General features: G+C 71.0%; 24 protein-coding genes. 6 read left to right on the top strand and 18 right to left on the bottom strand.

Features of this window, described 5'->3' with window-relative positions; all coding sequences use genetic code 11:
* Positions 1 to 57 precede the first annotated feature (57 nt).
* The 5 genes from BLT23_RS21340 to BLT23_RS21320 all read right to left on the bottom strand — a co-directional run bounded on the left by BLT23_RS21340 (position 58) and on the right by BLT23_RS21320 (position 4,261).
* Positions 58 to 582, bottom strand: coding sequence for a DUF6239 family natural product biosynthesis protein (locus tag BLT23_RS21340; protein ID WP_281248870.1), 525 nt, complete (start codon positions 580 to 582; stop codon positions 58 to 60).
* 1 nt (position 583) lies between these two features.
* Positions 584 to 1,135, bottom strand: a complete 552-nt coding sequence (locus BLT23_RS21335; protein ID WP_090051558.1) for a hypothetical protein — start codon at positions 1,133 to 1,135, stop codon at positions 584 to 586.
* A 112-nt stretch (positions 1,136 to 1,247) separates the two neighbouring features.
* Positions 1,248 to 2,441, bottom strand: coding sequence for an ABC1 kinase family protein (locus BLT23_RS21330; protein ID WP_218133817.1), 1,194 nt, complete (start codon positions 2,439 to 2,441; stop codon positions 1,248 to 1,250).
* A gap of 2 nt (positions 2,442 to 2,443) precedes the next feature.
* Positions 2,444 to 3,046 carry a hypothetical protein gene (locus tag BLT23_RS21325; RefSeq protein WP_090051557.1) on the bottom strand — a complete coding sequence of 201 codons (603 nt, stop codon included), beginning with the start codon at positions 3,044 to 3,046 and terminating at the stop codon, positions 2,444 to 2,446.
* 12 nt (positions 3,047 to 3,058) lie between these two features.
* The gene (locus tag BLT23_RS21320; protein WP_090051556.1) at positions 3,059 to 4,261 is read right to left on the bottom strand and encodes a cytochrome P450; all 1,203 of its coding nucleotides are present in this window, start codon (positions 4,259 to 4,261) and stop codon (positions 3,059 to 3,061) included.
* A 133-nt stretch (positions 4,262 to 4,394) separates the two neighbouring features.
* On the opposite strand from BLT23_RS21320, the gene BLT23_RS21315 reads away from it, so the two are divergent.
* Positions 4,395 to 4,784, top strand: coding sequence for a VOC family protein (locus BLT23_RS21315; RefSeq protein ID WP_090051555.1), 390 nt, complete (start codon positions 4,395 to 4,397; stop codon positions 4,782 to 4,784).
* Between the two features lie 115 nt (positions 4,785 to 4,899).
* Here BLT23_RS21315 and BLT23_RS21310 read toward each other — a convergent pair whose 3' ends face one another.
* On the bottom strand, positions 4,900 to 6,087 hold the full coding sequence (locus BLT23_RS21310; RefSeq protein ID WP_218133816.1) for an FG-GAP repeat domain-containing protein: 1,188 nt from the start codon (positions 6,085 to 6,087) through the stop codon (positions 4,900 to 4,902).
* 292 nt (positions 6,088 to 6,379) lie between these two features.
* On the opposite strand from BLT23_RS21310, the gene BLT23_RS21305 reads away from it, so the two are divergent.
* A complete protein-coding gene (locus BLT23_RS21305; RefSeq protein WP_090051553.1) occupies positions 6,380 to 6,811 on the top strand; it encodes an ester cyclase in 432 nt (143 codons plus the stop codon).
* Positions 6,812 to 6,865: 54 nt separating this feature from the next.
* Here BLT23_RS21305 and BLT23_RS21300 read toward each other — a convergent pair whose 3' ends face one another.
* The gene (locus BLT23_RS21300; RefSeq protein WP_090051552.1) at positions 6,866 to 7,669 is read right to left on the bottom strand and encodes an ABC transporter permease; all 804 of its coding nucleotides are present in this window, start codon (positions 7,667 to 7,669) and stop codon (positions 6,866 to 6,868) included.
* Positions 7,666 to 8,670, bottom strand: coding sequence for an ATP-binding cassette domain-containing protein (locus BLT23_RS21295; RefSeq protein ID WP_090051657.1), 1,005 nt, complete (start codon positions 8,668 to 8,670; stop codon positions 7,666 to 7,668). Before BLT23_RS21295 ends, BLT23_RS21300 begins: the two co-directional genes overlap by 4 nt.
* Positions 8,671 to 8,822: 152 nt before the next feature.
* Here BLT23_RS21295 and BLT23_RS21290 point away from each other — a divergent pair, with 152 nt between their 5' ends.
* Positions 8,823 to 9,200 (top strand): VOC family protein, encoded by a 378-nt coding sequence (locus tag BLT23_RS21290; RefSeq protein WP_090051551.1) that lies wholly within the window; start codon positions 8,823 to 8,825, stop codon positions 9,198 to 9,200.
* Positions 9,201 to 9,205: 5 nt separating this feature from the next.
* Here the strand turns inward: BLT23_RS21290 and BLT23_RS21285 are convergent, their stop codons facing one another.
* On the bottom strand, positions 9,206 to 10,405 hold the full coding sequence (locus BLT23_RS21285; protein WP_090051550.1) for an FG-GAP repeat domain-containing protein: 1,200 nt from the start codon (positions 10,403 to 10,405) through the stop codon (positions 9,206 to 9,208).
* A 181-nt stretch (positions 10,406 to 10,586) separates the two neighbouring features.
* Between BLT23_RS21285 and BLT23_RS21280 the strand changes: the two genes are divergently transcribed.
* On the top strand, positions 10,587 to 11,171 hold the full coding sequence (locus BLT23_RS21280) for a PadR family transcriptional regulator (protein ID WP_218133815.1): 585 nt from the start codon (positions 10,587 to 10,589) through the stop codon (positions 11,169 to 11,171).
* Between the two features lie 58 nt (positions 11,172 to 11,229).
* On the opposite strand, the gene BLT23_RS21275 is transcribed toward BLT23_RS21280, so the two are convergent.
* The 5 genes from BLT23_RS21275 to BLT23_RS21255 all read right to left on the bottom strand — a co-directional run bounded on the left by BLT23_RS21275 (position 11,230) and on the right by BLT23_RS21255 (position 14,757).
* Positions 11,230 to 11,586, bottom strand: a complete 357-nt coding sequence (locus BLT23_RS21275) for a hypothetical protein (protein WP_143035991.1) — start codon at positions 11,584 to 11,586, stop codon at positions 11,230 to 11,232.
* 115 nt (positions 11,587 to 11,701) lie between these two features.
* Positions 11,702 to 12,241, bottom strand: coding sequence for a nitroreductase family protein (locus BLT23_RS21270; protein ID WP_090051547.1), 540 nt, complete (start codon positions 12,239 to 12,241; stop codon positions 11,702 to 11,704).
* Positions 12,241 to 12,495, bottom strand: coding sequence for a hypothetical protein (locus tag BLT23_RS21265; protein WP_090051546.1), 255 nt, complete (start codon positions 12,493 to 12,495; stop codon positions 12,241 to 12,243). The genes BLT23_RS21270 and BLT23_RS21265 overlap by 1 nt, the downstream gene beginning before the upstream one ends.
* 7 nt (positions 12,496 to 12,502) lie before the next feature.
* Entirely contained in the window at positions 12,503 to 13,435 is a 933-nt protein-coding gene (locus BLT23_RS40840) for a hypothetical protein (RefSeq protein WP_090051545.1), read from the bottom strand.
* A 32-nt stretch (positions 13,436 to 13,467) separates the two neighbouring features.
* Positions 13,468 to 14,757: an ABC1 kinase family protein gene (locus BLT23_RS21255; RefSeq protein WP_090051544.1), complete on the bottom strand. Its 1,290-nt coding sequence runs from the start codon at positions 14,755 to 14,757 to the stop codon at positions 13,468 to 13,470.
* A gap of 104 nt (positions 14,758 to 14,861) precedes the next feature.
* Here BLT23_RS21255 and BLT23_RS21250 point away from each other — a divergent pair, with 104 nt between their 5' ends.
* Entirely contained in the window at positions 14,862 to 15,377 is a 516-nt protein-coding gene (locus BLT23_RS21250) for an SRPBCC family protein (RefSeq protein WP_176946851.1), read from the top strand.
* A 4-nt stretch (positions 15,378 to 15,381) separates the two neighbouring features.
* Here the strand turns inward: BLT23_RS21250 and BLT23_RS21245 are convergent, their stop codons facing one another.
* Positions 15,382 to 16,233 (bottom strand): SRPBCC family protein, encoded by an 852-nt coding sequence (locus BLT23_RS21245; protein WP_090051542.1) that lies wholly within the window; start codon positions 16,231 to 16,233, stop codon positions 15,382 to 15,384.
* Positions 16,234 to 16,384: 151 nt separating this feature from the next.
* Between BLT23_RS21245 and BLT23_RS40070 the strand changes: the two genes are divergently transcribed.
* Complete coding sequence (locus BLT23_RS40070; RefSeq protein ID WP_143035990.1) at positions 16,385 to 16,813, top strand: ester cyclase; 429 nt, start codon at positions 16,385 to 16,387, stop codon at positions 16,811 to 16,813.
* 292 nt (positions 16,814 to 17,105) lie between these two features.
* Here BLT23_RS40070 and BLT23_RS21235 read toward each other — a convergent pair whose 3' ends face one another.
* Genes BLT23_RS21235 through BLT23_RS21225 form a run of 3 tightly spaced genes read right to left on the bottom strand, consistent with a single transcriptional unit; the run spans position 17,106 to position 23,882 of the window.
* Complete coding sequence (locus tag BLT23_RS21235; protein WP_090051541.1) at positions 17,106 to 17,522, bottom strand: acyl-CoA thioesterase; 417 nt, start codon at positions 17,520 to 17,522, stop codon at positions 17,106 to 17,108.
* A complete protein-coding gene (locus tag BLT23_RS21230) occupies positions 17,515 to 22,920 on the bottom strand; it encodes a type I polyketide synthase (protein ID WP_090051540.1) in 5,406 nt (1,801 codons plus the stop codon). Before BLT23_RS21230 ends, BLT23_RS21235 begins: the two co-directional genes overlap by 8 nt.
* Positions 22,917 to 23,882, bottom strand: a complete 966-nt coding sequence (locus BLT23_RS21225) for an enediyne biosynthesis protein UnbU (RefSeq protein ID WP_218133814.1) — start codon at positions 23,880 to 23,882, stop codon at positions 22,917 to 22,919. The genes BLT23_RS21230 and BLT23_RS21225 overlap by 4 nt, the downstream gene beginning before the upstream one ends.
* Between the last annotated feature and the right edge of the window lie 74 nt (positions 23,883 to 23,956).

The following is a 23,956-nucleotide window of genomic DNA, read 5'->3' as shown; positions in this document are numbered from 1 at the left end:
GGAGGGCATCAGGTCCCTGCACTCAACACGGTGATGGATCGCACTGTCGGTCGGCGGCTACAACCAGCCTCCTGCCGAGGCGACCTGGGCGGTCACGGCGACCACCGCCAGGCCGAGCGTTCCCGCCGTCAGCCGCAACGCCACCCGGCCCGGTCGTGAGCGGGGGGCGCACAGGGTCAGCCAGGACACGGCGGTCAGGGCGGCGGTGAAGCTGCCGGGCAGGTCGTACGGGGCGCGGAGCACGGCTGTCGCGGTGGCGGCGGCTACGAGCCACGGTGCTGCCCACGTCACGCGGATGAGGAGGTGCGGTGTGCGCCACCACAGGGCGAACGGTGCGATGCCGGTTGCGAGCAGGAGTACGAGAACCTGTTGTGGCAGGCCGATTTCGGGGACCAGCAGCATCGCCACGAGGAAGGCCGTGGTGGAGGCGCCGGTGACCAGGAGCGCGTCTTTCCGGTGCGGCGGTGGCGTGATGATCCGCATGATCGCGAACCCCGCCACCGCCGGAACCGAGAGGTACAGCATGAGGTAGAGCAGTACCGGGCCGGCTAGTACGGGCACGGTTGAGACGTGGTCGTGCACGTCAGGCCGCTCCGGTCGCGCAGGTGCAGCGCATTTCGGCGCGGTCTTCCCGGGAGGGGCGCATGTGGAAGTAGACGGCGACCATCATCGGGACGAACACGATCAGGTTGTAGAACAGGTGCAGCTCTACTCGCGGGAGCACCAGTTGCAGGATGCTCATCGGTTGCGGGTAGCCGAGCAGGTTGCGGCCCGTGAGTGCTTGCAGGAGCAGCAGGAAATGTTCGATGTGGTGCCAGAACTGGATCCACAGCGCGATCTTCCACCACTTCTTCGAGCGTCCGGTGAAACCTCGTGCCAGCGCGAAGAAACCCACGAGCATGATGATGGCGTAGCCGTAGTGCATCCATTCGGACGTCACCAGCCACGGGATCCAGAGGCCGAGCACGCCACCTGCCTGGGGGCGCGGCCATTCCAAGAGGAACACCTGCACCGCCTGCACGATGTGCTCCGCCCAGTGCGCTAGGACGACGAACATGAAGAGGTTGAGCGCGAGCTTGTGGTGACGTTGGTTCAGCGAGCCAGACGCAGACCACGCCCCGGCATGAGTAGTCATTTTTTCAGCTCCGTCCGGGAACCTGAAGTAAGCCGGACGTTACCGACTGCGCGGAATCCATCCCTTCTCCCAGGTTGCGCGAATCAAGCAGGCCCCCCGAGGAACACACCGGTCAGGTCATCATGCCGCGCAACACGAACGGCAGCGCCTCCGCTTGGAAGTCGACGTCCGGGCACACCTCCCGCAAAGTCCCTTCCAGCACGACGAGCGACAGGATCGGGAACACGAACGCCGGGTCGGCGGTGAGCCCGTGTTCTCGTTGCGCGGCGAAGAGCCGCACGGTGAACGGCACCAGGGCGAAGTCCGCGATCGAGTCGCGTGTCGCGGACTCGACGAGCTCGATCATCTCGGTGCGGAAGCCTTCCGGGTCGAAGCGCTCGCCGGCGGTTGCCGTGGCCAGCACGACCTCCGCGCAGGCCGCGCCGTCGCCGCGGGTCATGCGGTAGAAGAACTCGACGAACGCGTTGCGGCCCGTTCCGGTCGTGCGGCGGCAGAAGCCCGCGTCGACGATCACGGCGGAGCCGTCCGGCATCGGGTACAGGTTGCCGGGGTGCAGGTCGCAGTGGACGAGGCCGTCAAGGAAGATCATCTGGTAGACGGCTCGCAGCGCGGTGAGGGTCGCCGCGCGCTTCGCTTCCGGGGACACGGTTCCGCCGCGCAGCCCCGGCAGGTGCTCCATGACGAGGACGCCGGGGCCGCAGAGCTCCTCGGCCACCTCCGGCACCCGGACGCCGGGTAGGGCGGCGAGGTTCGTGCTCAGTTCCCGCAGTGCCAAGGCTTCTGCGTCGAAGTCGAGTTGCTGGCGCACCGCGTCCGCGATCTCGCTGACGACGTTCACGACGGGCATCCCGCCGAGCAGGCGCATCGACTCCGCCAGCCGGGCCAGGGCGGCGAGGAGCGCGAGGTCGCGTTCGACGACTCGGCCGATGCCCGGCCTCCGCACCTTGACCGCCACGTGGCGGCCGTCCCGCAGCTCTGCCCGGTAGACGGTCGCGATGCTGCCCGCCGCGATGGGCTCCACCGTCACGATCTCGTCGCGCAGCCGGGGAGGGAAACGGCGCAGTGCCAACGAAACGGGCGCCGCAGGCAGGTCGTCGTGCACACGCGCGAGTGCGCGGCAGACTTCCAGCGGCACCACGTCCACCCGTGTGCTGAGCAGCTGCGCCACTTTGAGGAACGCGGGCCCTAGCCGAATCACCGCGTCCGTCAGCAGTTCCGGGCGCCTGCGCGAGAAGAGCGCGCGGACGCCCGTCACCGCCAGGACGGCCAGCACTTCGAAAGCCCGCAGGACGACCGCGACGCGCACGGTCAGTCCGTCGGGATTTCGATCTCGTGCGTGACGTGGCTGCCGCAGACGCTCGTCGACGCCAGCGCGAGCCGCGGCTTCGCCGAACCGGGCTCGGTGGCGTACAGGCCGCCTTCGAGCTCCGTCACGTCGTAGAACGTCGTCGGCGTGCGGGACAGGAAGGTGGTGCCGACGGGCGGGAACGTCGTGATGGCCTTGGCTTCCATCACCAGCGGGTCGAGGTTCAGGTAGAGGCTGCCGCGCAGGCTGATGATCAGGTACTGCTCGAAGACGACGTCCGCGGGCAGCAGCGCCTCCGCCCCGCCCGGCTGCAGGCCGGTGAGGAGGCCGAGGTTGGGGCGGGCGGGGTTCTGCTGGATCAGCAGGCCCGTCTCGTTGGAGTGGAAGTGGGTCATCAGGCGGGTGACGGGGATCTGCGGCCTGCCGTCGGGCAGCGTGATGAACTCCGCGGAGCTGCGGACCGCGCTCAGGCCCTTCACGTCGGCGCAGTCGAGCGTCTCGCCGTCGGAGAAGAGCACGGTCAGCCGGCCGCGGATGCTGAGGCCCACGTGGTGCTGGCTGTTCGGCACCACCAACGGGTCCGAGCGGTCGGGGGCGGTGGTCATGGCGTTCTCCTCTTAGGTCTGCGCCGAGAAGGCGATCGGGAGCGACAGCACACCGCGGAACATCGTGCTGCGCTGGTACTGGAGGTCGTCGGGATCCGCCGCCAGCCGCCAGCCGGGCAGCCGCACGAGGGCGCGGAACACCGCGGCGAGCTCGAGCCTGGCGAGCACCGCGCCGACGCAGTGCCGCATGCCGCTGCCGAACGACAGCGGGTGCACGCCGCTCCTGGTGACGTCGAACCGGTCGGGATCGGTGAACCGCAAGGGGTCCCTGTTCGCGGCGCCCATGAGAGCGACCACGAGCTCGCCGCTGCGCAACGTCTTGCCCTGCAACTCGATGTCCTCCACGAGCTGCCTGCTGTTGGACTGCACGGAGGAGTCGAACCGCAGCATCTCCTCCACCGCGCCCGGCACCAGGTCGGGCAGCGCGCGCACGAGGCTGAGCTGGGCGGGGTGCCGTGCCAGCGCGAGCACGCCGTTGCCGATCTGGTTGGTCACGGTCTCGTGGCCCGCGAAGATCAGCGTGACCACCATGGCGATGACCTCCTCCCGGCTGACCGCACTGTCCGCGCACAGCACGCCGAGCAGGTCGTCGCCGCCGCGGCGCGTCCTGATCAGGTCCGTCAGGTAGTCGGTCAGCTCGGTCATCGCCTCCTGGCCGTCGGCGATCTCCGCCGGGCCGGCCGCGAGGTCGAGGGTGGGGCCGATCCGCAACGACCACGCGCGGAACAGGTCCCTGTCCTTCGCGGGCAGACCGAGCACGGCCGAGATCACGCCCAGCGCCAACGGGTAGGCGACGTCGTTGACGACGTCGAGCCGCTCCGCCGACGGGTCGACCAGCTCGTCGACCAGGCGGTCGATCTTCGGCACCAGGGCGCGGACCTCCCGCGGCGAGAACGCGGGCGCGACCAGCGACCGCAGCCGCGTGTGGTCGGGTTCGTCCTGGAACAGCACGGTCCTGCTGAGGATGCCGCTGAGCGGGCCGGGACCGACGAGCTGCGACCAGAAGTCACGGATGCCTTGGCGCACAAGGCGGTCCTCGCCGAGAACGGCGCGCACGTCGTCGTAACGGGACACGAACCAGATGCCGTTGACACCTCGGTGCACCGGGTCGTGGCGCAAGAGCCAGTGGTAGGAGGGGTAGGGATCACGCTGGACCTCGGGGGCCGAGGGGTCGAAGCACACGACCGGGCCAGGATGTCCGGCGAGCTGGGTCATCGCGAACTCCTCTGTCCGAAGAAGACAAGGTTACTTCTGGTTTATATACTGGGTCAACGAGCAGGCGTTCTCTCGCCTAGCTATTTCACAGATCACTTGACTATAAAGTAGTGATCTTGCGATCGGAGGCCCGATGTTCCCTCAACGCGGTGCGCTGGCGTGGTTCGAGATCCACGTCAGCGACGTCACCAAGGCGGCGGAGTTCTACGGCACGGTGTTCGGATGGACGTTCGAGCCGCTGGGCGACGCCGACGAAAGCCTCGACGGCTACCTGGTCATCAAGACGGCGGACGGCGCCAGCGGCAACGGCGGCATCGCGCGCTCGGCCACTCCCGATGACGCCGTGGGGCGCGAGTCGAGCGTGCTGTACCTGTTCGTGGAGGACATTCCGGCGACTCTCGAAGTGGCACTGGCCGCCGGGGCCACGTTGCACCGCCCGCTCATGAACATCGGTGGCGCCCACGGGTTGTGCGCGATCATCCGCGATCCGGACGGCAACCACGTGGGCCTCTGGTCTTCCTGACACAACGGAAACGAGGGGTTCCCCGCCGGGTGACCACACCGGCGGAGAACCCCTTCTGGCACGGCGGTCGCGGCCAGGCCCTGGGCGAGGGGGGAACGAGCAGCCCGGGCCGGCGTCAGCCGCCGGTGGTGTTGAGCAGCACGGAGACCGTGTCCGCGAGCGAGTCCGCTGTCGCGAAGTCGGCCAGGCCGTCGCCGTTGAAGTCGGTGACCACGATCGCGGGGGCACCGGCACCGACCCTGATGCTGATCGGAGCGGAGAACCCGCCCTTGCCGTCGCCGTAGAGCAGGCTCACGTCGTCGGAGTCGAAGTTCGGCGCCACGATGTCCATGAAGCCGTCACCGTTGAAGTCGCCGACGCCCGTGTCCGAGGGGTGCGCACCGGAGCCGAGCACGACCGGGCCGCCGAAGCCGCCCTTGCCGTCGCCGAACAGCACGGCGATCTGGTCCACCTCGTACAGGGCGCTCACGATGTCCAGCGCGCCGTCGTTGTTGAAGTCGGCGAGCGCGGCGCCGGCCGAGGTGTCACCGGCAGGGAAGGCCGTGGGCGGGCCGAACCGGCCACCGCCGTCGCCCTTGAGCACCGTGATGTCACCGGAGTTGTAGTTCGACACCGCGAGGTCGAGCTTCCCGTCGCCGTCGAGGTCCGCGACCGACAGCCGCAACGCGCCGTCGCCCGCCGGGTGGTGCGACGGCGCGGCGAACCCGCCCTGGCCGTCACCGAGCATCACCGTCACGTCGTCGCCGTTGAGGTTGGGCGTCACGATGTCGAGGAAGCCGTCACCGTTGAGGTCCCGCGCCACGGCGCGAGCCGGTCCGTCGCCCGCCGGGAACGTGGTGGGCTCGCTGAACTTCCCGGTGCCGTCGCCCAGGTACAGCGAAAGGTCGTCGGACCCGAGGTTCGCGGCGACGAGGTCCTCGTGGCCGTCGGAGTTGAAGTCGCCGGCCGCGATCCCGTTGGGAGTGCGTCCCGCGGGGAGGACCAGCGGTTCCGCGTACCCGCCGTTGCCGTCGGCGATCAGCACGGCCACGTCGTTCGAGTTGTAGTTGGGCGTCGCCAGGTCCAGGTGACCGTCGCCGTTGAGGTCCACCGCCAGGATGTCGGCGGAGGCGTCGCCACCCTTGAACGTCGCGGCCGGGGCGAACGACGCGAGCTTCGCGGGCGCGGGCACCGGCTCCGGCGTGCCCGCGGTCGGCAGGGTCGCGGTCGGCTGCGGCTGCGGCGACGCGTCCGGCGGGGGACCCGGTTCGGACTTCGTGGTGCAGCCGGCGACCAGCAGCACCGCCAGCAGAGATCCGGCCACTTTTCGGGAAACGCGTTTTGCGGCGCCCATGTACTTCTCCTCGCACTCGGTCGACTGCGATTTCCAGTGTCCGGCGCAGGGCAGCCACCAGGCTTTTCATCGCTTGCCCAATCACACGAAGCCCGAAATCGACATTGAGCACACTGGAAGAAGAAAGACTCGGAGGCATCCCCGTAGAACGGGTCGTACAACTGCCTGGAAACGGGGAGAGATGAGCGAAATCGAATCATTCGGCCGACAGCTCGGCGATTTTGCGCACGGCCTGCTCGCGGGCCGGGACGGAGAAGGCGGCGTGACGAACGAACTCCGCAACGAAGAGACGCTGCGCGCGCTCTACCAGAAGTTCAACGACAACGACCTCGACGCGGCGAGCGCGCTGCTCACCGAGGACTACGAGGGCATCGACGTGCCGTCGGGTGAGGTGGTGCGCGGCAGGGAAGGCTGGAAGCAGCGGCAGGCGGCGAACCGGATCCCGATGCCCGACGCGCTGACGACGATCCAGTCGCTGGTGGTCAAGGGTGACTTCGCGGTCGCCGAGGTCGTCAACGAGGGCACGCACACGGCGCCGTTCCCGCTGCCCGGTGGCGGGGAGCACGCGCCGACGGGCAACCGGATCCGCGGGCTGAGCTGCGAGCTCTACGAGTTCCGCGACGGCAAGATCTCGAAGGGCACGCTGTACTACGACTTCCTGACCGTGGCGAACCAGCTCGGTCTGACGTTCTGACCTCAGCACACCGCGCGCACGGAACGAGTCCGTGCGCGCGGAGGGCTGAACCGCTTAGCGGGCAACGGCCTTGCGGTACCGGCTGGTCGCGAACGGCACGAACACCACCAGCATCACGATGATCCACAGGACCGACGCCAGGAGCGCGTTCTGCAACGGCCACGCCGCACCGGGCGGGAAGTCCGGGTTGGTGTTGCCGAAGAGCTCCCGCACCGCCTGCGTCACCGCGGACACCGGGTTCCACTCGGCGATCACCCTCAGCACCGACGGGAAGCCCTCGGGGCTGACGTAGGTGTTGGCGATGAAGCACAGCGGCATGATGATCATGAAGCTGGCGTTCGTCACCACCTCCGGCGCCCGCACCGACAGGCCCACCACGGCCAGGACCCACGACAGCGCGTACGCGAAGGCCAGCAGCAGCAGGAAACCCGCCGCGGCCTCGCCCACCGAGCTGTCCACGCGCCAGCCGACGAGCAGGCCCGTCACGACCATGACGACGATCGACAGCACGTTGTTGGCCAGGTCGCTGATCGTCCGTCCGATGAGGACGGAGTACGGCGAGATCGGCAGCGACCGGAACCGGTCGACGATGCCCTTCTGGATGTCCTCGGCCAACCCCGAGCCGGTGATCACCGAGTTGAACACCACGGTCTGCACGAACACGCCGACGAGCAGGAACTCGGTGTAGGACACCCCCGGCACCTGGATGGCGCTGCCGAAGATGTAGGCGAACAGCAGCGTCGACATGATCGGCATGATCAGCGACGACATCATCAGGTCCGGCACGCGCAACGTCCTGGTGAGGTTGCGCTTCGCCAGCACCACGCCGTCACCGACGGCGAGTCCCACCGCACTCATCGAACAGGCTCCTCGTCCTTCGTCTCCTCGGCCTTCACGCCCTCACCGTTCTGCCCGGCCTTGTCCGCCCGGTGGCCCGTGAGCGCGAGGAAGACGTCGTCCAGCGTGGGCCTGCGCACCGAGGCGTCGACCACCTCGATGCCGGCCATGTCGAGCCTGCGCACACCTTCGACCAGCACTCCCCCGGCGGCCGCGACCGGCACGACGACCCGGCGGTCCTCGTGCGAGGTGACGGGCTCGCCGTGGCCGATCGGCGCCAGCACGGCGCGCGCGTGGTCGAGGTCGGCGGCCTCGCTCAGCGCCACCTCGAGCCGGTGGCCGCCGACCTGGTCCTTGAGCTCGTCGGCGGTGCCGTTCGCGATCAGCTTGCCGTGGTCGATCACCGCGATCCGGTGGGCCAGCCGGTCGGCCTCCTCCAGGTACTGCGTCGTGAGCAGCAGCGTGCTGCCCGACGCGACCAGCTCGCCGATGGCGTCCCAGGTGGCCTCGCGGCTGCGGATGTCGAGACCGGTCGTCGGCTCGTCGAGGATGAGCACCTTGGGCCGGCGCACCAGCGCGCCCGCCAGGTCGATGCGCCTGCGCATGCCTCCGGAGTACTCCTTGAGGCGCCTGCCGGCGGCCTCGGTGAGGTCGAACTGCTCCAGCAGCTCCTCCGCCCGCGCCTTCGCGCCCTTCTTGCCCAGGTGGTGGAGCCGCCCGATCAGCTCCAGGTTCTCGTAGCCCGTCAGCAGCTCGTCGACGGCGGCGTACTGCCCGGACAGGCCGATCACCTCGCGCACCGCGCGGGGGTTCGCCACGACGTCGATGCCGGCGACCTCGACCTGACCGCTGTCCGGCTGGATGAGAGTGGCGAAGACCCTGACCGCCGTGGTCTTGCCCGCTCCGTTGGGGCCGAGCAGGCCCATCACCGTGCCCTCGGCGACCTCGAGGTCGAAGCCGTCGAGCGCGGTCACCGACGCGTACTTCTTCACGACTTCCCGAGCCACGATCGCTGCGGTCATCATCGCCTCTCCGCCGGGCTCGAATGCCGGCACACCCCTCCGGACACCGCGTGCCGCACTGGGCGGCGCATGACTGGACACCCTACAGTCGGTATGACTATTTGTCACACAACTTGCACTCTTCGGATATTCCGGACATCAGTGGAGAACACATGGACCTCGTCCAAGGCATCGGCGGCGTCTTCTTCCGCGCGAAGGACCCGCGGGCACAGGCCCGGTGGTACCGCGACAACCTCGGCATCCCCATCAGCCCCGGCGACGGCGAGCAGACCGGCGAGGAGCGGATGTGGGACCAGCAGGCGGGGCCGACGGTGTGGGGACCGTTCCCGCGGGACACCGCGTACTTCCACGACCCCGCCCAGCAGGTGATGGTCAACTTCCGGGTGGCGGACCTGGACGCCGTGCTGGCCAGGCTGCGCTCCACCGGCACCACCGTCAGGGACGAGGTCGAGGAGTACGACTACGGGCGGTTCGCCTGGGCTCGTGACCCGGAGGGGAACTGGTTCGAGCTGTGGGAACCCCGGGACTGACGAGCTCACCGACCGGCGGTCGTGTTCCTGAGCACCACGACGTTGTCGTCGTGGGAGTTCGCCACCGCCAGGTCCGCCTTGCCGTCGCCGTCGAGGTCTCCCGCGACGATCTTGATCGGACCGTCCGCGGCGGGCACCGCGATCGCCGCGGCGAACCCGCCCCTGCCATCGCCCGCGAAGACCGAGACGTCGTCGGACTCGAAGTTCGCGGACGCGAGGTCGATGTCGCCGTCGCCGTCGAGGTCGGCGGCCGCGATCCCGGTCGGACCGTCACCGGCCGGCATCACCAGAGGCGCCGCGAAGCCGCCCTCGCCGTCGCCGAGGAGCACGGAGACCGTGTCGCCCTCGTAGTCGGGGGTCGCGAGGTCGACGTTGCCGTCGCCGTCGAAGTCGGCCGCGACGATCCCGTGTGGACCGTTGCCGGCCGCGGCGGACACCGCGGGGGCGAACGTGCCGTCGCCGTTGCCCAGCAGGATGCTCGCGTCGTCGGAGTGGTGGTTGCCGGAGGCCAGGTCGATCCGCCCGTCACCGTTGAAGTCGGCGGCGACGATGTCGGCGGGACCGTTGCCGGCCGGCAGGTGCACCGGCGCGGCGAACCCGCCGGCGCCGTCGGCGAGCAGCACGCTCACGTTGTCGCCGTCGTAGTTGGCGGTCGCGAGGTCCAGGTTGCCGTCGCCGTCGAAGTCCGCGGCGGTGACACCGGACGGGCCGTCTCCCGTCGCGTGGACGGTGGGCTCGGTGAACCCGCCCTTGCCGTCCCCGCGCTGCACGGTGACGGTCTCGTCGCTGACGTTGATCGTGACGACGTCCATGAAGCCGTCGGCGTTGACGTCCGCGGTCACGTTGCGCAGGGCGGCCGGACCGGCGGGGATCGTCGTGACCTCCCGGAAGCCCCCTTGGCCGTCGCCGAAGAGCACGGACGCGTCGCCCGGCCCGAGGTTCGCCGTGACGAGGTCCAGGACGCCGTCGCCGTCGAAGTCCGCGGCCGAGATCGCGCGCGGGTTGTCGCCGACCGGGCTGCTCGCGGCGGCCGTGAACGACAGCCCCGGTCCCGCCGGGGCGGTGGACGCGGGTGGCGCACTGGGGGGCGGCTGGCCCGATTTGTCGCTTCCGCCCGTGCAGGCGGTGGCGGCGAGAGCCGCCGTGAACACGATCACAGCCGCGGAGCTGTTCCTGGCGTGCCGGGCCGTGGTGCGCTGTGCCATCGGGATTCTCCTTGCGGTGGCGTGCCTTTTCCCTCACCTCGATTGATAGCCCGCGACCGGCGGCGGTCGCTTATCCCGCCTTGCCAAACCCTCGCGGCGCCGCTCGTCCGCTTAGGACACACGAAGGGATGGCAGACTGTCGTGGAGCAGCTCACCGCACGTCAGGACGCAGGAGACCCCCGTGGCGCAGGATGAAGTGCCCAGCCAGGACCCGGCGCTGCCCGCGACGGCGTACGCGGTGCTCGGCCTGTTGTCCTTCGGGCAGGAGGTGACGGGCTACGACCTGCGCAAGTGGGCGATGAACATGCGCTACTTCTACTGGAGCCCCGCGCAGAGCCAGATCTACCTGGAGCTGCGCAGGCTGCTGCAGCACGGGCTCGTCGAGGTCCACCTGGAGGAGCAGAAGAGCCGCCCGGACAAGCGGCTGTACCGCATCACCGACGCCGGCATGAAGGTCTTCCGCGACTGGCTCGACCACGCCCCTGTCGGTCCCCCGCTGCTCAAGCACTCCGTCGCGCTGCGCCTGTTCTTCGGGCACCACACCGACCACCGCAGGCTGCGGCAGATCCTCACCGAGTACCGGGACTGGGCGGTGGAGCAGACGAACGGGCTCACCCTGCTCAGGACCGAGCTGGACCAGAAGCTGCCCTACCCGGCGCTGGTCGCGACCTGGGGCTCCGCCTACTTCGCCGCCGAGATCACCGCGATCGACACCGTGCTGGCCGATCTCGACCGCATGGACGAAGGGACGCGGGAGCAGGACTGACGGCGTCTCCGCACGGGGAGCTTCCAGGGCCCGGCAGGAGACGCCGCCGTCCGCGTGCTCACTCCTCGGGTTCGATGCGGCGGGGCTCGTCGCGCTCGTTGAAACGTTCGGCGAACTGGGCGCGCAGCTGGGCGACGATGACCGCCGACTCGCGCCGCACCCGGTCCACCTCCCAGCGGGCCGCCTGGCGCACCCGTTCGATCTCGACGCGGTGGTCCTCGACGAGGCGCCGGCGCTCCTCGTGCGCCTCGTCGAGGGTCTGCTGCCAGCGGCCGAGCAACTGGTCCCGTTCGGCTGCCACCGCCGCCCTCGCCTGCTCGACGAGGTCGTCGGCGGCGCGCTTCCTGACCTGTTCCTCCGCGCGCAGTTGTTCTTCGTGCCGCAACTCTTCCTTGGCTCTTTCGTGTCTGATCATCCGTCTTGCCCCGAGGAAGCTCAGAAACGCGGTGACGACCGCCGCTATGGGACCGCCCAGCTGCAGAAAGTCCATTGCACGCCATTCTCCGGCCAGTGAAGAAACATTGCTCTCCTCAGTATCGTGATTCGGCGGAGCAGCGTCTCTTCCCGGTTGCGAGATCAGCAGGGGTGCCCCAGTGGCCCGCGAACACCATGTCGGACAACGACATCCGCGTCGCCGGGCGCACACCGCCCGGCCGCGCCCACGTCAGCCCGACCACCGTGACCAGGTCGTGGGTGTCCGGGACGGCGAGGGCCGCGCGGACCGCCGCGCGGTCGAAGCCCCCGTACTGCCGCACGTGCAGGCCCTCGGCACGGGCGCTGGCGGTCAGTCCCCCGACCGCCAGGCCGAGCTCGTACTCGGTGCCGCGCACCCGCTTGCCGGTCTCGTCGGACGTCTGGACGGCCGTGAGGACCAGGGCGACGGCGGTGTGCGCCTTCACCTTGTTGTTCTCGGCGAGGGCCGCGAACAACGTCCGGTACGTCGGGTCCGCGCACCTGCCCAGGACGAACCGCCACGGCTGCCGGTTCCAGGCCGAGTCCGACGTGCGTGCGGCGTCGAACAGCCGCACGCACGTCTCGGCCGGGAGGCCGGGGCCGGACCCGCCGGGCATCAGGCCGCCCCGTCACGCGACGCCCTGTGGTGCGCCATCAGGCACACGACGAGGACGGCGAACGCCAGGACGTGGTGCGCCCTCCCCGACTCCGCGAGCCACGGCAGCGCGAAACCGAGGAGTCCCAGCGCGTACGGCTCCGGGATGGGGAACAGGTGGGTCTGGGCCAGTCTCAGCAGGAGCTCCGCCCAGTACACGAGCGCGCCCACCGTCACGACCGCCAGCACCGGGCGGGTGTTCAGCCGGGACGGCATCCGGGTGTCACCACCCGACGGCCGGGTACCAGATCAGCCCGGCGCGTCCGAGGGACCGCAGGTCCCAGTACAGCAGGGTGAAGGTGCCGAACACGAGGAACGCGACCGCGGTGATCCGTTCGACGCGGCCGGGCTTGGCGGCCAGCCAGCGCTGCACGCGGCCTCCGGTGCCGTGGGCCAGCACGAGGAACACGACGGCGGCGATCACCAGGTTTCCCAGTGACTGCAGGACGAACGCGGACATCCCGTAGAGCACGTTCCCGCTCTCCGCCGCGTGCCGGAACATGATCCGGAACAACGGGAACGGCCGGCCGATCAGCAGGGCCCCGATCAGCACGCCCATCACGACGAGCGGCACGGCGGGGTGGCGTTCCCGGATGCGGGCGAACGGGTCCGGCACCAGGCGCAGCGCGGCGAGACCGAGGTAGATGAAGGCGATGCCGATCAGGCCGAACACGATCAGCGACTGGACCTGGCGCGGGCTGAGCACACCGGCCACACTCGCCGCGGTCGAGAACTGCGGCATCGAGGTGCCCACGATCGCGACCACAGCGCCGTAGAGCGCGGAGATGCCCACCGCGCCTACGCAGATCCACCACAGCGCGCGCAGCGAGGCCCGCCAGCGCGGCTTGGTGTCCTTCTGGTCGCCGACGAGAGGCGTCACGACTCCGAAGACCGCGATGTTGCACGCGGTGAAGGAGCCGGCCAGCCCGGTGACGAACGCGAAGGCGATGCCCGCCAGGACACCGTCCAGGGGCGTGGCCTTCGCGTCGTAGCCGAGCATCGAGTTCGCGACGTTGTCGCCGATGATTCGGTCCACGAACGGTGCCGACCAGATCACCGTGAGCACGAACCCGGCGAGTGCGCTGAGCAGCACCAGCCGTCCGCGCTTCGGGATCGTCGGACTCGGCGCCTGCAGGAAGGTCGGTTGCGGTTGCATGTGCTCTCTCCTGTCGAGGAGGGGACGGGCCGTCAGGCCCGATCCCGGGAACCGTTCTTGAGCAGGCCAGACATGACCGCCCTGGTCAGCACGGGAATCGACTCGGCCTGGAAGTCGACGTCCTCGTCGAGCTCGTTGATCCGGCCCTCGAGCACGAGCAGGGCCAGCAACGGGAAGATGAACTCCGGCGCGGCGAACAGCCCGTTGACGCGCTGCAGGTCGAACAGGCGTGTGGCGAACCGGACGAGGCTGAACTCGCGGGCCGCACGGCCGCTCGACTCCTCGATCAGCGCGATGGTGCCCCGGTGGAACGCGTCGATGTCGGCCCACTCGGCGACGCCTTCCGCGCTCTCCTGGAGGATCTCCGCGCAGTGCGGGCCGTCGCCGCGGGACATGTGCATGAAGAACTCGGCGAAGAGCCTGCGCACCCTCGGGTCGAGCCGGACGACGAACCCCGCGTCGAGCAGGACGATCCGGCCGTCGCGCCCCAGGTAGAGGTTGCCGGGGTGCATGTCGCAGTGGACCAGGCCGTCGAGGAAGAGCATGCGGTAGACGCAGTACAGCACCCGCCGGGCGAGCTCGGCGCGCCGCGCGGGTGGGGTCTCCTCGGTGGCGAGCGGCACGAGCCCGTCGACGAACTCCATGACCAGCACGCCTTCCGCGCCCAGCTCGGGCAGCGGCCGGGGGATGTGCAGGTAGTCCACGTCGGCGAGCAACGCGCGCAGCTCGGCGAGCGCGGCGGTCTCCGCGGCGAAGTCCGCCTGCGCCGCGACCGCGTCACCGATCTGGCGCAGCACCGCGACCGCGGGCAGGCCGCGGAACCACGGCAGCCGCTGCATCACCGCGGCACCGGCGCGCATGATCGCGAAGTCCTGCTCCATCCGTTCCCGCACACGGGGCCTGCGCACCTTGACCGCCACGGACAGCCCGTCCGACTCGGCCCGGTAGACGCACGCGATGCTCCCGCTGCGCACGGAGTCCCAGTCGACGGTGAAGGGAGGGTCACCGCCGTAGGCCGAACGCAGCACCTTCCCTGCCACGCGGACCGGCATGGGCGGCACCCGGTCGTGCAGGTCCGCCAGCGCCTCGCACCAGGCCGCGGGCAGCACGTCGCGGCGAGTGCTCAGCAGCTGCGCGCCCTTCACGAAGGCGGGGCCCAGCGCGACCACCAGCCGGCGGGTGCGGTGGTGGACCACCGCACCCGCCTCCGAGCGGTTCGCACAAGCGCGCACGATGATCACGGGAACCGCGATCGCCGTGTGCCACAACGAGATCGAGACAACGGCGATCGCTCGCAGGACCACCTGGACGCTCTGGAACATGCCTACGGTTATAGGACCCCAGGACAGGACAACACTTGTCTCAGCTTGCGCGGATCGCGTTTGCGTTAGCCTGCGGGGAGATCCATCGACCCGGAGGTGCGCCCGTGGAAGACGTGACCGCTCTCGCCGTGACAGTCGAACTCGAAGTCGACGCTCCCGCCACCGAGGTCTTCGACGCGATCGCCGACCCGACCCGCGTACCCCAGTGGAGCCCGGAGTGCGTGCGGGTCAGCTGGACCGGCGGCGCGAACGGTCCCGAGCCGGGCGCGCGCTTCCACGCGCGCAACAGGGCGGGCGACTGGGAGTGGGACGTGACCTGCGAGGTGGTCGAGGTCAGCAGGCCGGAGACCTTCTCCTGGATCGTCGTCGGCTTCTCCGACGACCCGCTGCTGCCCTCCTCCACGTGGCGCTACCGGCTCACCGCGCGTCCGGGCGGGGGAACCCTGATCACGCAGACGTTCCGGCACGGGCCGGGCGGCAGCCACCTCGTGACCGCGATGGAGACCCAGCCCGACCACGCCGACGCCCTCTACGAGTTCCGGCGCACCGTGTTGCGGCACAACATGAACGAGACCATGCGGACGATGGCCGCCTCGCTCGGCTGGCTGCCGGGACACTGACTCCTCACCGGTGCCGCCACCGCGGCGCCTCCCACCGTTCGCCGATCTCCACCATGCGCTGCAGGTTGATCAGCAGGTTCTGCCAGCCGAGCTGGTAGCCGTCGGACGGGCGCCCGTCGACGAAACCGCTGTGGCGCAGGCTGATCCGCGTCCCCTCGCCGGGCTCCTCGTCCAGCTCCCAGCTCACGAGGGTGTCCGGCCAGCCGTCGTTGTGCCAGGTGTAGCTCAGCCGGTTCGGCGCGTCGATGCCGACCACCGTCACCGGGCCGTGGTCCCAGCCGAACTCGTAACGCCCGCCCTCCCACGGTTCCACCACCGACTCCGCCGGCAGCCACCTGTCGATCAGGGCCGGGTCGAGCAGCACGGGGAACACGTCCTCGGGGCTCCTGTCGACCACGATCGTCGCGAAAGCCGTGTCCTCGCAGGGAACCGTGTAGTCCGGACGCGGCGCGAGGGTCCGCCCCTCGGTGAAGTTGGCGAGGTTGCCGACCGCGATCCCCCAGAAGTCGTTCATGCTCGCCTTGTCGAAACCCCAGAACGGCACGGGCTCGTGGCGCACCGACACCGTCGTGTCACCGCGAGCCGTGCCGTGCACCGACATCTCGACCGCGGTGCTCATGCCCTCGATCTCCCAGTCGAAGCGCAGTCTCACACCGGGCTCCGCCGACACGTTCGTCTGCCGCGGCACGTCCCCGAACGGCGTGTGCTTGCCCCAGAACTCGAACCTGCCGTCGTCCAGCCGGACGTCGACGTGCTCGGCGAACCACGTGCTCAGCGACACCCCGGTCGTCATCGCCCGGTACACCGCCGGAGCGGGGGCGAACACCATCGCCTTCACGAACACCTTGTCTGCCATCGCAGGCACCTCCCGTCATCCACCTCCATGCTCCGTCGATGGAAGACGCCTTTCGACCACCGGCGAAGATGCGGCAACCTGCGAGAGGAGGGCGCGCGCCACCGGCGGTACACCGGAAGGTGACCACCGTGCGGCAGACGGGAACCACGCCATGACAACACCATCTCAGGCCCACGCGCACACGGCGCGGACGATGTACCGGTACTTCACGGAGAACGACGTGGAGGGAGTGGTCGGGCTCCTCGACGTGGACTACGAGCTCCACGACATGGCGACCGGTGAGTCGATCCGCGGGCACGACGGGTTCCGCGACTGGATGCGCCGCAGCCGGGCCGGGTTGCCGGACGCCGTGGCCGAAGTGCTGGCGCTGCACCAGGACGGCGACGTGGTCGTCGCGGAGGTCCGCAACCACGGCACGCACACGGGCGTGCTCACCATGCCGGACGGCACGACGTACCCCGCCACCGGACGCCGCCTCGACGTCCGCGGCTGCGAGGTGCTGCGGTTCCGCTCGGGCCGGATCGCCAGCTGCACGGTGTACTACGACGCGCTGAGCATGGCCCACCAACTGGGGGCCTGACACACCCGTCGCGGCGACCGGACACCTCTCCGGCACCCGGCGCCGCGACCACACGCGCGTACCGCCTACTCGGCCCAAGCACGCTTCCAGCACTGCTATCCGTAACACCCCACCCAGCTCGCGACTCTCTTTCGTGTTTCCCGTGTAGTACGCGGGGGCCCTACGTCCCATGTACGGAGACGTAGGGCCCCCGCGTTCCCAAGCCACGTCACGCAGCGCAGGCGGGACCGCCTGGGTGGGTGACGCGCGGGCGGGTGTGGGGCGGGAAGGGACAGAAACTCTGGCGGAGGGCTCAGGCCGAGTAGGCGGCCAGGGCGGAGGCCAGCTCGGCGGGCACCTCCACGGGTGCCACGCCGTCCGCCGTCCTGCGCATGCACGCGACGGTCTGCGCGCCGCGCGCGACCACAGCCTCGCCGCGGCGGAACTCGAAGTCCATCACGATCCTGTTGCCCGCGGCGCGGGACAGGGACATCAGGACGTCGATCTCCTCCAGGGCGAAGCACTCCGCGAAGTAGTCCATCCGGCAGGACACGGTGACCATCGCCAGCTCTCCCGAAGTGAGGCTGCCGAGCACACCTGGCGCGTGGTCGGCCAGGAAGTGCTCGCGGCAATGTCCTTGCCAGCGCAGGTAATGCGCGAAGTAGACGTTGCCCACGAGGTTCGTCTCGTCCAGCGTCACCACGTGCCGGTGGACGTAGTGCTCAGGCATAGTCGTGCTCCTCAACGAAAGCCAGTGCCACCGTCACGGGTCCGGAGTCCGTCACCGTCCTGGCGACGACCACCCGGATCCCGCGGACGACACCGGACACCAGGCCGTCCTCGGTGAACTCGTCGAACACCACGGGACCGGACGCTCCCAGCCGGGCGAGCGCCCGTCCCGCCACCGCCGCGGGGTCCTCGTCCCCCATCACGACGTGCAGGCCGGCCGAGCGGTCGGCGACCAGCTGGTCGCCGTCGTTCCACAGCTCGATCCGGTGCGCCCAGCCGCACTCGACCAACCGGCGGCTGAGCCAGGGCCCGACGTGGTCCCACGACAGCGGCGTGGCGAGGTCGTTGTCCCCCACCACCTTCAGCCGCAACCCGGTCCACCGGGCGACGGGCAGGCCGTCCGGTTGCACGAGGTCGACGTCGAAGAGGAACTCGTCCGCCGAGTGCCACGTCTCGACCGCGTGCACCAGGAGCATCCCCTTCGGCTTGCGCCAGATGTTGAGCTCCTCCACCTCCACGGGCAACGCGCGCTTGTGGGGCACGCACGGGAGCAACGCGTGGATGGTGGCGTCGTGCGCCGCGGGATCGCCGAGAAGCAGGCGGGAGCCGTGGTACTCGGCGAACCACGTGTCCTCCCGGGCGTGGACCCAGGCCGTGACCGTGAACGCGGAAAGCACGTCGTACCGCACCACGCGCCGGAACCGTCCACTGTGGAACAGCACGGACCCGTAGGCGTGGTGGGCACCTCCAGCGGGCACGGCCTCGACCGCCGCCCGGCGGGCCGGTGGTGGCGCGGAGGGCACGATGCTCGCGCTGAAGTGCTCAGCACCGAAGCCGTCGCCGTCCTGGCGCACGGACAGGTCCACCTGCCGGTCGCGCCGGGCCAGCGCCGCCACCCGGACGACCCGGTCGGACCGGTCGCCCACGGTCACCGGCCGGAGCAGCCGGAGGTCGCGGAACGTCCACGAGCCGCGCGGCCCGGTCGTGAGGGCCGCGGTCTGGGCCATCGCCTCCGCGCCGATCACGGCGGGCAGCACCAGCACCCCGGACACCCGGTGGTCGGCGAGGTAGGGGTCGGTGCCGGTGTTGAGCGTCGCCTCCGCGATGGTCTCCACCCCCGGCACCCAGCTCCGCAGCTCCTCGGCGAACCGCAGCCCCGCGGGCGACGGGTGGTGCTCCGGCTCGACCCGCAACGTCGCCGACGCCGGGAAGCGGCCCGCGACGAGCAGGGTCACCGGAGCGCTCGGGTCGGTGAGCGCGTCGAGCATCGCCGTCACACCCTGTCCCGGGTCGACGAGCGCGAGCCCGCGCCTGCTCAGCTGCGTGGTGACCTGCATCCGGTCGGCCATGCCGACGTCGGACCACGCCGACCACTCCAGCAGGTGCGTGCGGCAGCGCGGGTTGCGCCGCGCCCAGCCCTCCAGCTCGACGCGCATCCAGTCGTTCGCCACGCAGTACTCGGACTGCCCGGCGAGACCCTGCCTGCCGATGATCGACCCGAAGGCGACCACCAGCCGCAGCTCCTCACCCGGCTGCACGTCCTCGACGGCGGAGAGCAGTGCCCGCAGCCCGTCCACCTTCGGCATGACCGTGGCGGCGAGACCCTCCTCGCCCACCTCGGCCAGCCGCCGCGGCTGGTTGACGCCGGCGCCGTGCAGAAGACCGCGCACGGGACCGAAGCGGGACGCCTCGCGCACCGCCGCCCGCACGGCCGCCGGGTCGGTCAGGTCGCAGCTGAGGTAGTCGGCGCCGAGCGCCGCCACCGCCGCGGCCACCTCCGGGTCGTCCGCGGGCCGCCTGCCCAGCACGACCAGCTGGGCGCCGGTCTCCTGCGCGAGCGCGGCGGCACAGCGCGCGGTGATGCCGGTGGCCCCGCCGCTGACCAGGCACACGTCTCCGGCCGAAAGCGGCAGCGCCGCCGTTCCGGGCGCACCGGCGTGCGGCCGCGTCACCAGCCGTTCGACCACTCCCCCGCGCACGCGGAGCTCCGCGTACCCGGAGGAGGGCCGGACGGAGGCGGCCGAGGTCACGGCCGCGGCGTTCTCGCCGGGCGGTGCGTCCAGCACCGTCACGGCGCACCCCGGGACCTCGGCCGAGACCGCCCTGCCCACCGCCGCCGCGGCCGGGTGCCCGGCGTGCGTCAGCAGCAACCGCCGTGGCGCGCTCCCGGCGACCTCGCGCAGCAGCCGCGCGATCTCCGCGGTGCCCGCGGTGCCGGGCAGGTCCACCGCCAGCTCCGCGGGGTCGTGGCCCGCGGAACGCTCCGGCGGGGGCACGAGCGGCACCCAGTGGTGGCTGAACAGCCCGACCCACGGGCGCACACCGGTGAGCTCGGCCTGTCCGTCCTGCTGGTCGCGCGGCATGTCCTCCAGCTGCCGCACCAGAGCGCCCACGGTGACGCCGTCGAGCGACTCGTCGAGCACGAGCTGCCTGCCGTGCCGTGCCGCGATCTCGCTGACCAGGCGCACGACCTGCAGCGAGTTGACGTGCAGGTCGGACAGCAGCACCGTGTCGTCGGTGATCGCCGAGACCGGCAGCTCCAGCTCGTCCGCCAGGTACTCGCGCACGGCGGTGAGCAGGTCGGTGTCCCCGGCGGCGGGGGTCGCCACCTCCTCGGGAACCGCGACCGGCGAGGCCGCCGCCGGCCGGAACCCGCTCTTGGGCAGCGACTCGCACGGGTTGGCCAGGAACTCGAGCGGGGTGTCGAGGTCGACGACCCGGTGCGCGCGGTCGCCGAACCACGCCTGCGGCCTCGCGGTCGCGGAGGCGAAGAGGGTCGCGGAGGCGAACGCGGTCCGCCGCGGCGACCCGCCGCAGTCGAGGCTCACCGCGGGGACCCCCAGCGGGGCCGCCAGCGTGGCGAGCATCGTGCCGGGACCGGCCTCCACGAGCAGGTCGCACCGCGCGGCCAGCTCACGGGCGGCGTCCAGGAACCGCACCGGCTCGGTCAGCTGCTCGACCAGCAGTGCCGCGATGTCGTCGAACGCGCCGAGCCGCGTGCCGGTCACCGTCGAGAACACCGGCTTGTCCGGTGCGGCGATGCCGACCTCGTCCAGGTGCTCGCGCCACGGCCGCACCGCGGCCGCCATCGCCGAGCTGTGGAACCCGTGCGACACCGGCAGCCTCGTGACGCGGACACCTGCCGCCTCCGCCCGCACGGCCACCACGTCGAGCGCCGCGCCGGGACCCGCGAGCACCGCGGCCTCCGGCCCGTTCTCGGCCGCCAGGACGGCCTCGGTGCTCTCCGCGAGGTCGAGCGCGACCTCCGCCGGCGCCGCCACCGAGAGCATCCCGGTGCCGGGGGCGCCGTGCTCGGCCATCACCCGGCCGCGGTGCGCGGCCAGGCCGAGGACCTGTTCCTCGGTCAGCGCACCGGCCCAGGCCAGTGCGGTCAGCTCACCGAGGCTGTGCCCGAGGGCCGCGACCGGGTCGCACCCGAGGTGCCGCAGCCACGCCAGGCCGACCAGGGACTGCCACACCACGGCGGGCTGGGCGACCGCGGTGTCCGCGGCACCGGCCACCAGACCGTCCGGAGTGGACGGTGGGGTGGGCAGCAGCGCACCGGGGAGCCCCAGGGAGGCGCGCACGGGTGCGGCCTGCCCCGGCAGCAGCAGACCGACCCGCACACCAGAGCCGCGCCCGAGCACGACTCCGGCGGTCTCGTCGACCAGCAGGTTCGAGTCCCACCCCGGCAACCGCTTGCGCGCGGCGACGGCGGCGGCGGCGAGCCCGTCGGGGTCGGCGGCCACGAGGACGCACCGCACAGCGGCCCGCGGGTCGTGCCGCGCGGTCAGAGTCGCCGCCAGGTCGTGCAGCTCCGCCTCGCTCATGGCCGCGCACCGCTCGCTCAGCGTGGCGAGGCGGCCGTCGAGCTCGGCGAGGTCGCCCGCGGTGATGAGGAACGGTTCCCACTCCGGCAGCGGCGCCGCCCACCGGCGGGCCGGTTCGGGCAGGCCCGCCGGGGGTTCCGGTGCCGCGGGCACGAGCCTGCGGGGCACCTTCCTCGCCGTCGCCGTGCGCACGCCCGCGTCGAGCACCACGTGCGTGTTGATCCCGCCGAACCCCGCCGAGGACACGCCGGCGACCGGGTTGCGGTGCGTCCACGGCTCCGGCTCGTCCGGCAGCCGCAGACCGGCGGCCGGTCGGGCCAGCAGGGGGTGGAGGTCGCGCACGCCGGTCATCGGCGGGATCACGCGGTGCGAGACCGCGAGTGCCGCCTTGATCAGCCCCGCGACACCGGCCGCCGCCTTGGTGTGGCCGATGTTGGCCTTGACGCTGCCCAGCGCGGCGACGGGGGAGTCCTGTCCCCGCACCGCCAGCAGCGCCTCCAGCTCGACCTGGTCCCCGACCGCGGTACCCGTGCCGTGGCCCTCGATCAGCCCCGCGGCCGCCGGGCTGAGGCCCGCCCGCGCGTAGGCGCGGCGCAGCGCCCTGGCCTGGCCGCCGACGGCGGGCCGGGTGACACCACCGGCGCCGTCCGACGACATGCCCCAGCCGACGAGGTGCGCGTAGACCCGCAGGCCCCGTGCCTCGGCGTCCTCCGCGCGCATCAGCGCCACGATCCCGCAGCCCTCACCCGGCAGGAACCCGGTGGGCTTCGCGTCGTACACCCTCATCTCGCCGCTCGACAGCGCGCCCACCCTGGCGAACCCGACCAGTTCGAACGGGTCCAGCGACAGGTCCACCCCGCCCGCGAGCGCGAACGAGAGCTCGCCTCTGGCCAGCGCCTCGCAGGCGGTGATCACCGCGAGCAGGCTCGACGAGCAGGCGCCGTCGACGGTGTAGCCCGCGCCGTGGAAGTCGAAGTGGTTGCACACCCGGCCGGCGATCGTGTTGCTGAGCCCGCCCGCGAGCATCTCGTCGTCGGGCACCGGGAACGGTTCCTTCAGCACGCGCTCGGCGGTCGCGAGGACCCTGGCGGCGGTGTCGCCCGCCACCCCGGACTCCTCCAGCGCCGCGCCGACCACGTGCCGCAACGACGGCCAGCGCAGCCGCAGCAGCGACGCGCGGCTGAACTCACCGGTCAGCGAGTTGCCGATGAACACGCCGGTGCGGTCGCGGTCGACGCCCTCACCGCCGGGGACACCGGCGTCGTCGAGAGCGGCGTGCGCGGTGTCGAGGGCGAGCCAGTGCGCCGGGTCCACCGCGCGGTACAGCGCTCCGGGAACGCGGAACCCCGCCCGGTCGAACGACCAGTTGCGCAGCACGGCCGCCCTGCGCGCGACGGTCTTGTCCACATCGGACGGACCGCCGCCGTAGTCGGCCAGGTCCAGCCGTTCCGGCGGGATCGCGCGGAACGCGCGCCGCCGGCCGAGAACCGTCTGCCACAGCTCCTCGGGGGTCGAGGCGTCCGGGTAGCGGCAGGCCATGCCGACGATGGCGATCCTGGGTGTGCTCACCGCCCATCAACGCCCGCGAGCGAGGCCCTTCCCGTCGCACGGTCCGCCGAGACCGAGCGCTGCTCCACGACCAGCAGCACGGCACCGCGCAGGATGCAGACGATCACCAGCGCGAAGAAGAAGCCGAACACGACGCCGCCGAGCACCAGGAGCCCGTAGGTGAACGCGGTGGCCAGGCCGAAGAGCACCTGGTTGCGCTTGCTCACCGGCGTGCTGCCGGGGTCGGTGATCATGTAGTTGGTGAAGATCACGAACGCCAGTCCCGTCATCGGCAGCAGCGCCGCGAACAGGGCGTGGTCGAAGAACGCCCACCGCAGCACGGCCTGCGCGGCGAAGCCCAGCACCCAGCCCATGATCAGGGGCAGCTTGCCGGTCAGCTTGGCGTTGATCATCGTGCCCGCGCCGAGGATGGCCAGCGGCAGGATCCAGTCGATGGCGCCGGTGGGTTCGTTGGTGAAGTGGTACGGCGGTGCGATGCCGACCCACGGGAACAGCACCAGCGTGAGCGCGATGCCCGCGTTGGAGGGGTTGAGGAAGTGCCGCTTGCGGCCGCGCACCCGCAGCCGCAGCACGTACTTGGTGCTGATGCCGGCGGTCACCGCGAAGACGTAGGGCCACAGCGACGTGTTGCCGTACAACAGCATCGCCACGGCGAGGCCGCCGATGTGGCTCGGCAGCAGGAAGTTGAGCATCTTGACCCAGCCGCCCGCGTACCCCGGCGTGCGGCCGCGGGCGCGCGCGTCCAGGGTCTCGAGCAGCAGGTCGACGGCGTAGGCCACCAGCACGGTCGCGATCGGGGTGATCGGCGACTGCTCGAAGCCGAGGAACAGGTGACCGATGACGTTGAACGCCGTGATCGACATGGCGAAGCGGCGCAACGCCATGAGCCGCTTGTCCGGCGGCTGGGCCGCGAGCCGGTGGCTCGGCGACGGTGGGGTGGTGTCAGCGGGCGTCGTGGTCATCGCGAGGTCACCGTCCGGGGTGAGGGCTGCAGGGTGGAAGGGGGTGGGGCAGCGGCAGGCGCGGCGCGGACGGA

The sequence above is a fragment of the Lentzea fradiae genome, from assembly GCF_900100955.1.
GTDB lineage: Bacteria > Actinomycetota > Actinomycetes > Mycobacteriales > Pseudonocardiaceae > Lentzea > Lentzea fradiae.
Note: the sequence above shows the minus strand (reverse complement) of the source record. Positions and strands in the feature narration are given on the sequence as shown.

Bases quoted from the DNA above. Each gene is read 5' to 3' on its own strand.
- BLT23_RS21335 (WP_090051558.1), bottom strand. From the start codon at position 1,135: ATGACTACTCATGCCGGGGCGTGGTCTGCGTCTGGCTCGCTGAACCAA.
- BLT23_RS21325 (WP_090051557.1), bottom strand. From the start codon at position 3,046: ATGACCACCGCCCCCGACCGCTCGGACCCGTTGGTGGTGCCGAACAGC.
- BLT23_RS21320 (WP_090051556.1), bottom strand. From the start codon at position 4,261: ATGACCCAGCTCGCCGGACATCCTGGCCCGGTCGTGTGCTTCGACCCC.
- BLT23_RS21315 (WP_090051555.1), top strand. From the start codon at position 4,395: ATGTTCCCTCAACGCGGTGCGCTGGCGTGGTTCGAGATCCACGTCAGC.
- BLT23_RS21300 (WP_090051552.1), bottom strand. From the start codon at position 7,669: ATGAGTGCGGTGGGACTCGCCGTCGGTGACGGCGTGGTGCTGGCGAAG.
- BLT23_RS21295 (WP_090051657.1), bottom strand. From the start codon at position 8,670: ATGACCGCAGCGATCGTGGCTCGGGAAGTCGTGAAGAAGTACGCGTCG.
- BLT23_RS21290 (WP_090051551.1), top strand. From the start codon at position 8,823: ATGGACCTCGTCCAAGGCATCGGCGGCGTCTTCTTCCGCGCGAAGGAC.
- BLT23_RS21285 (WP_090051550.1), bottom strand. From the start codon at position 10,405: ATGGCACAGCGCACCACGGCCCGGCACGCCAGGAACAGCTCCGCGGCT.
- BLT23_RS21275 (WP_143035991.1), bottom strand. From the start codon at position 11,586: ATGATCAGACACGAAAGAGCCAAGGAAGAGTTGCGGCACGAAGAACAA.
- BLT23_RS21270 (WP_090051547.1), bottom strand. From the start codon at position 12,241: ATGCCCGGCGGGTCCGGCCCCGGCCTCCCGGCCGAGACGTGCGTGCGG.
- BLT23_RS21265 (WP_090051546.1), bottom strand. From the start codon at position 12,495: ATGCCGTCCCGGCTGAACACCCGCCCGGTGCTGGCGGTCGTGACGGTG.
- BLT23_RS40840 (WP_090051545.1), bottom strand. From the start codon at position 13,435: ATGCAACCGCAACCGACCTTCCTGCAGGCGCCGAGTCCGACGATCCCG.
- BLT23_RS21255 (WP_090051544.1), bottom strand. From the start codon at position 14,757: ATGTTCCAGAGCGTCCAGGTGGTCCTGCGAGCGATCGCCGTTGTCTCG.
- BLT23_RS21245 (WP_090051542.1), bottom strand. From the start codon at position 16,233: ATGGCAGACAAGGTGTTCGTGAAGGCGATGGTGTTCGCCCCCGCTCCG.
- BLT23_RS40070 (WP_143035990.1), top strand. From the start codon at position 16,385: ATGACAACACCATCTCAGGCCCACGCGCACACGGCGCGGACGATGTAC.
- BLT23_RS21235 (WP_090051541.1), bottom strand. From the start codon at position 17,522: ATGCCTGAGCACTACGTCCACCGGCACGTGGTGACGCTGGACGAGACG.
- BLT23_RS21225 (WP_218133814.1), bottom strand. From the start codon at position 23,882: ATGACCACGACGCCCGCTGACACCACCCCACCGTCGCCGAGCCACCGG.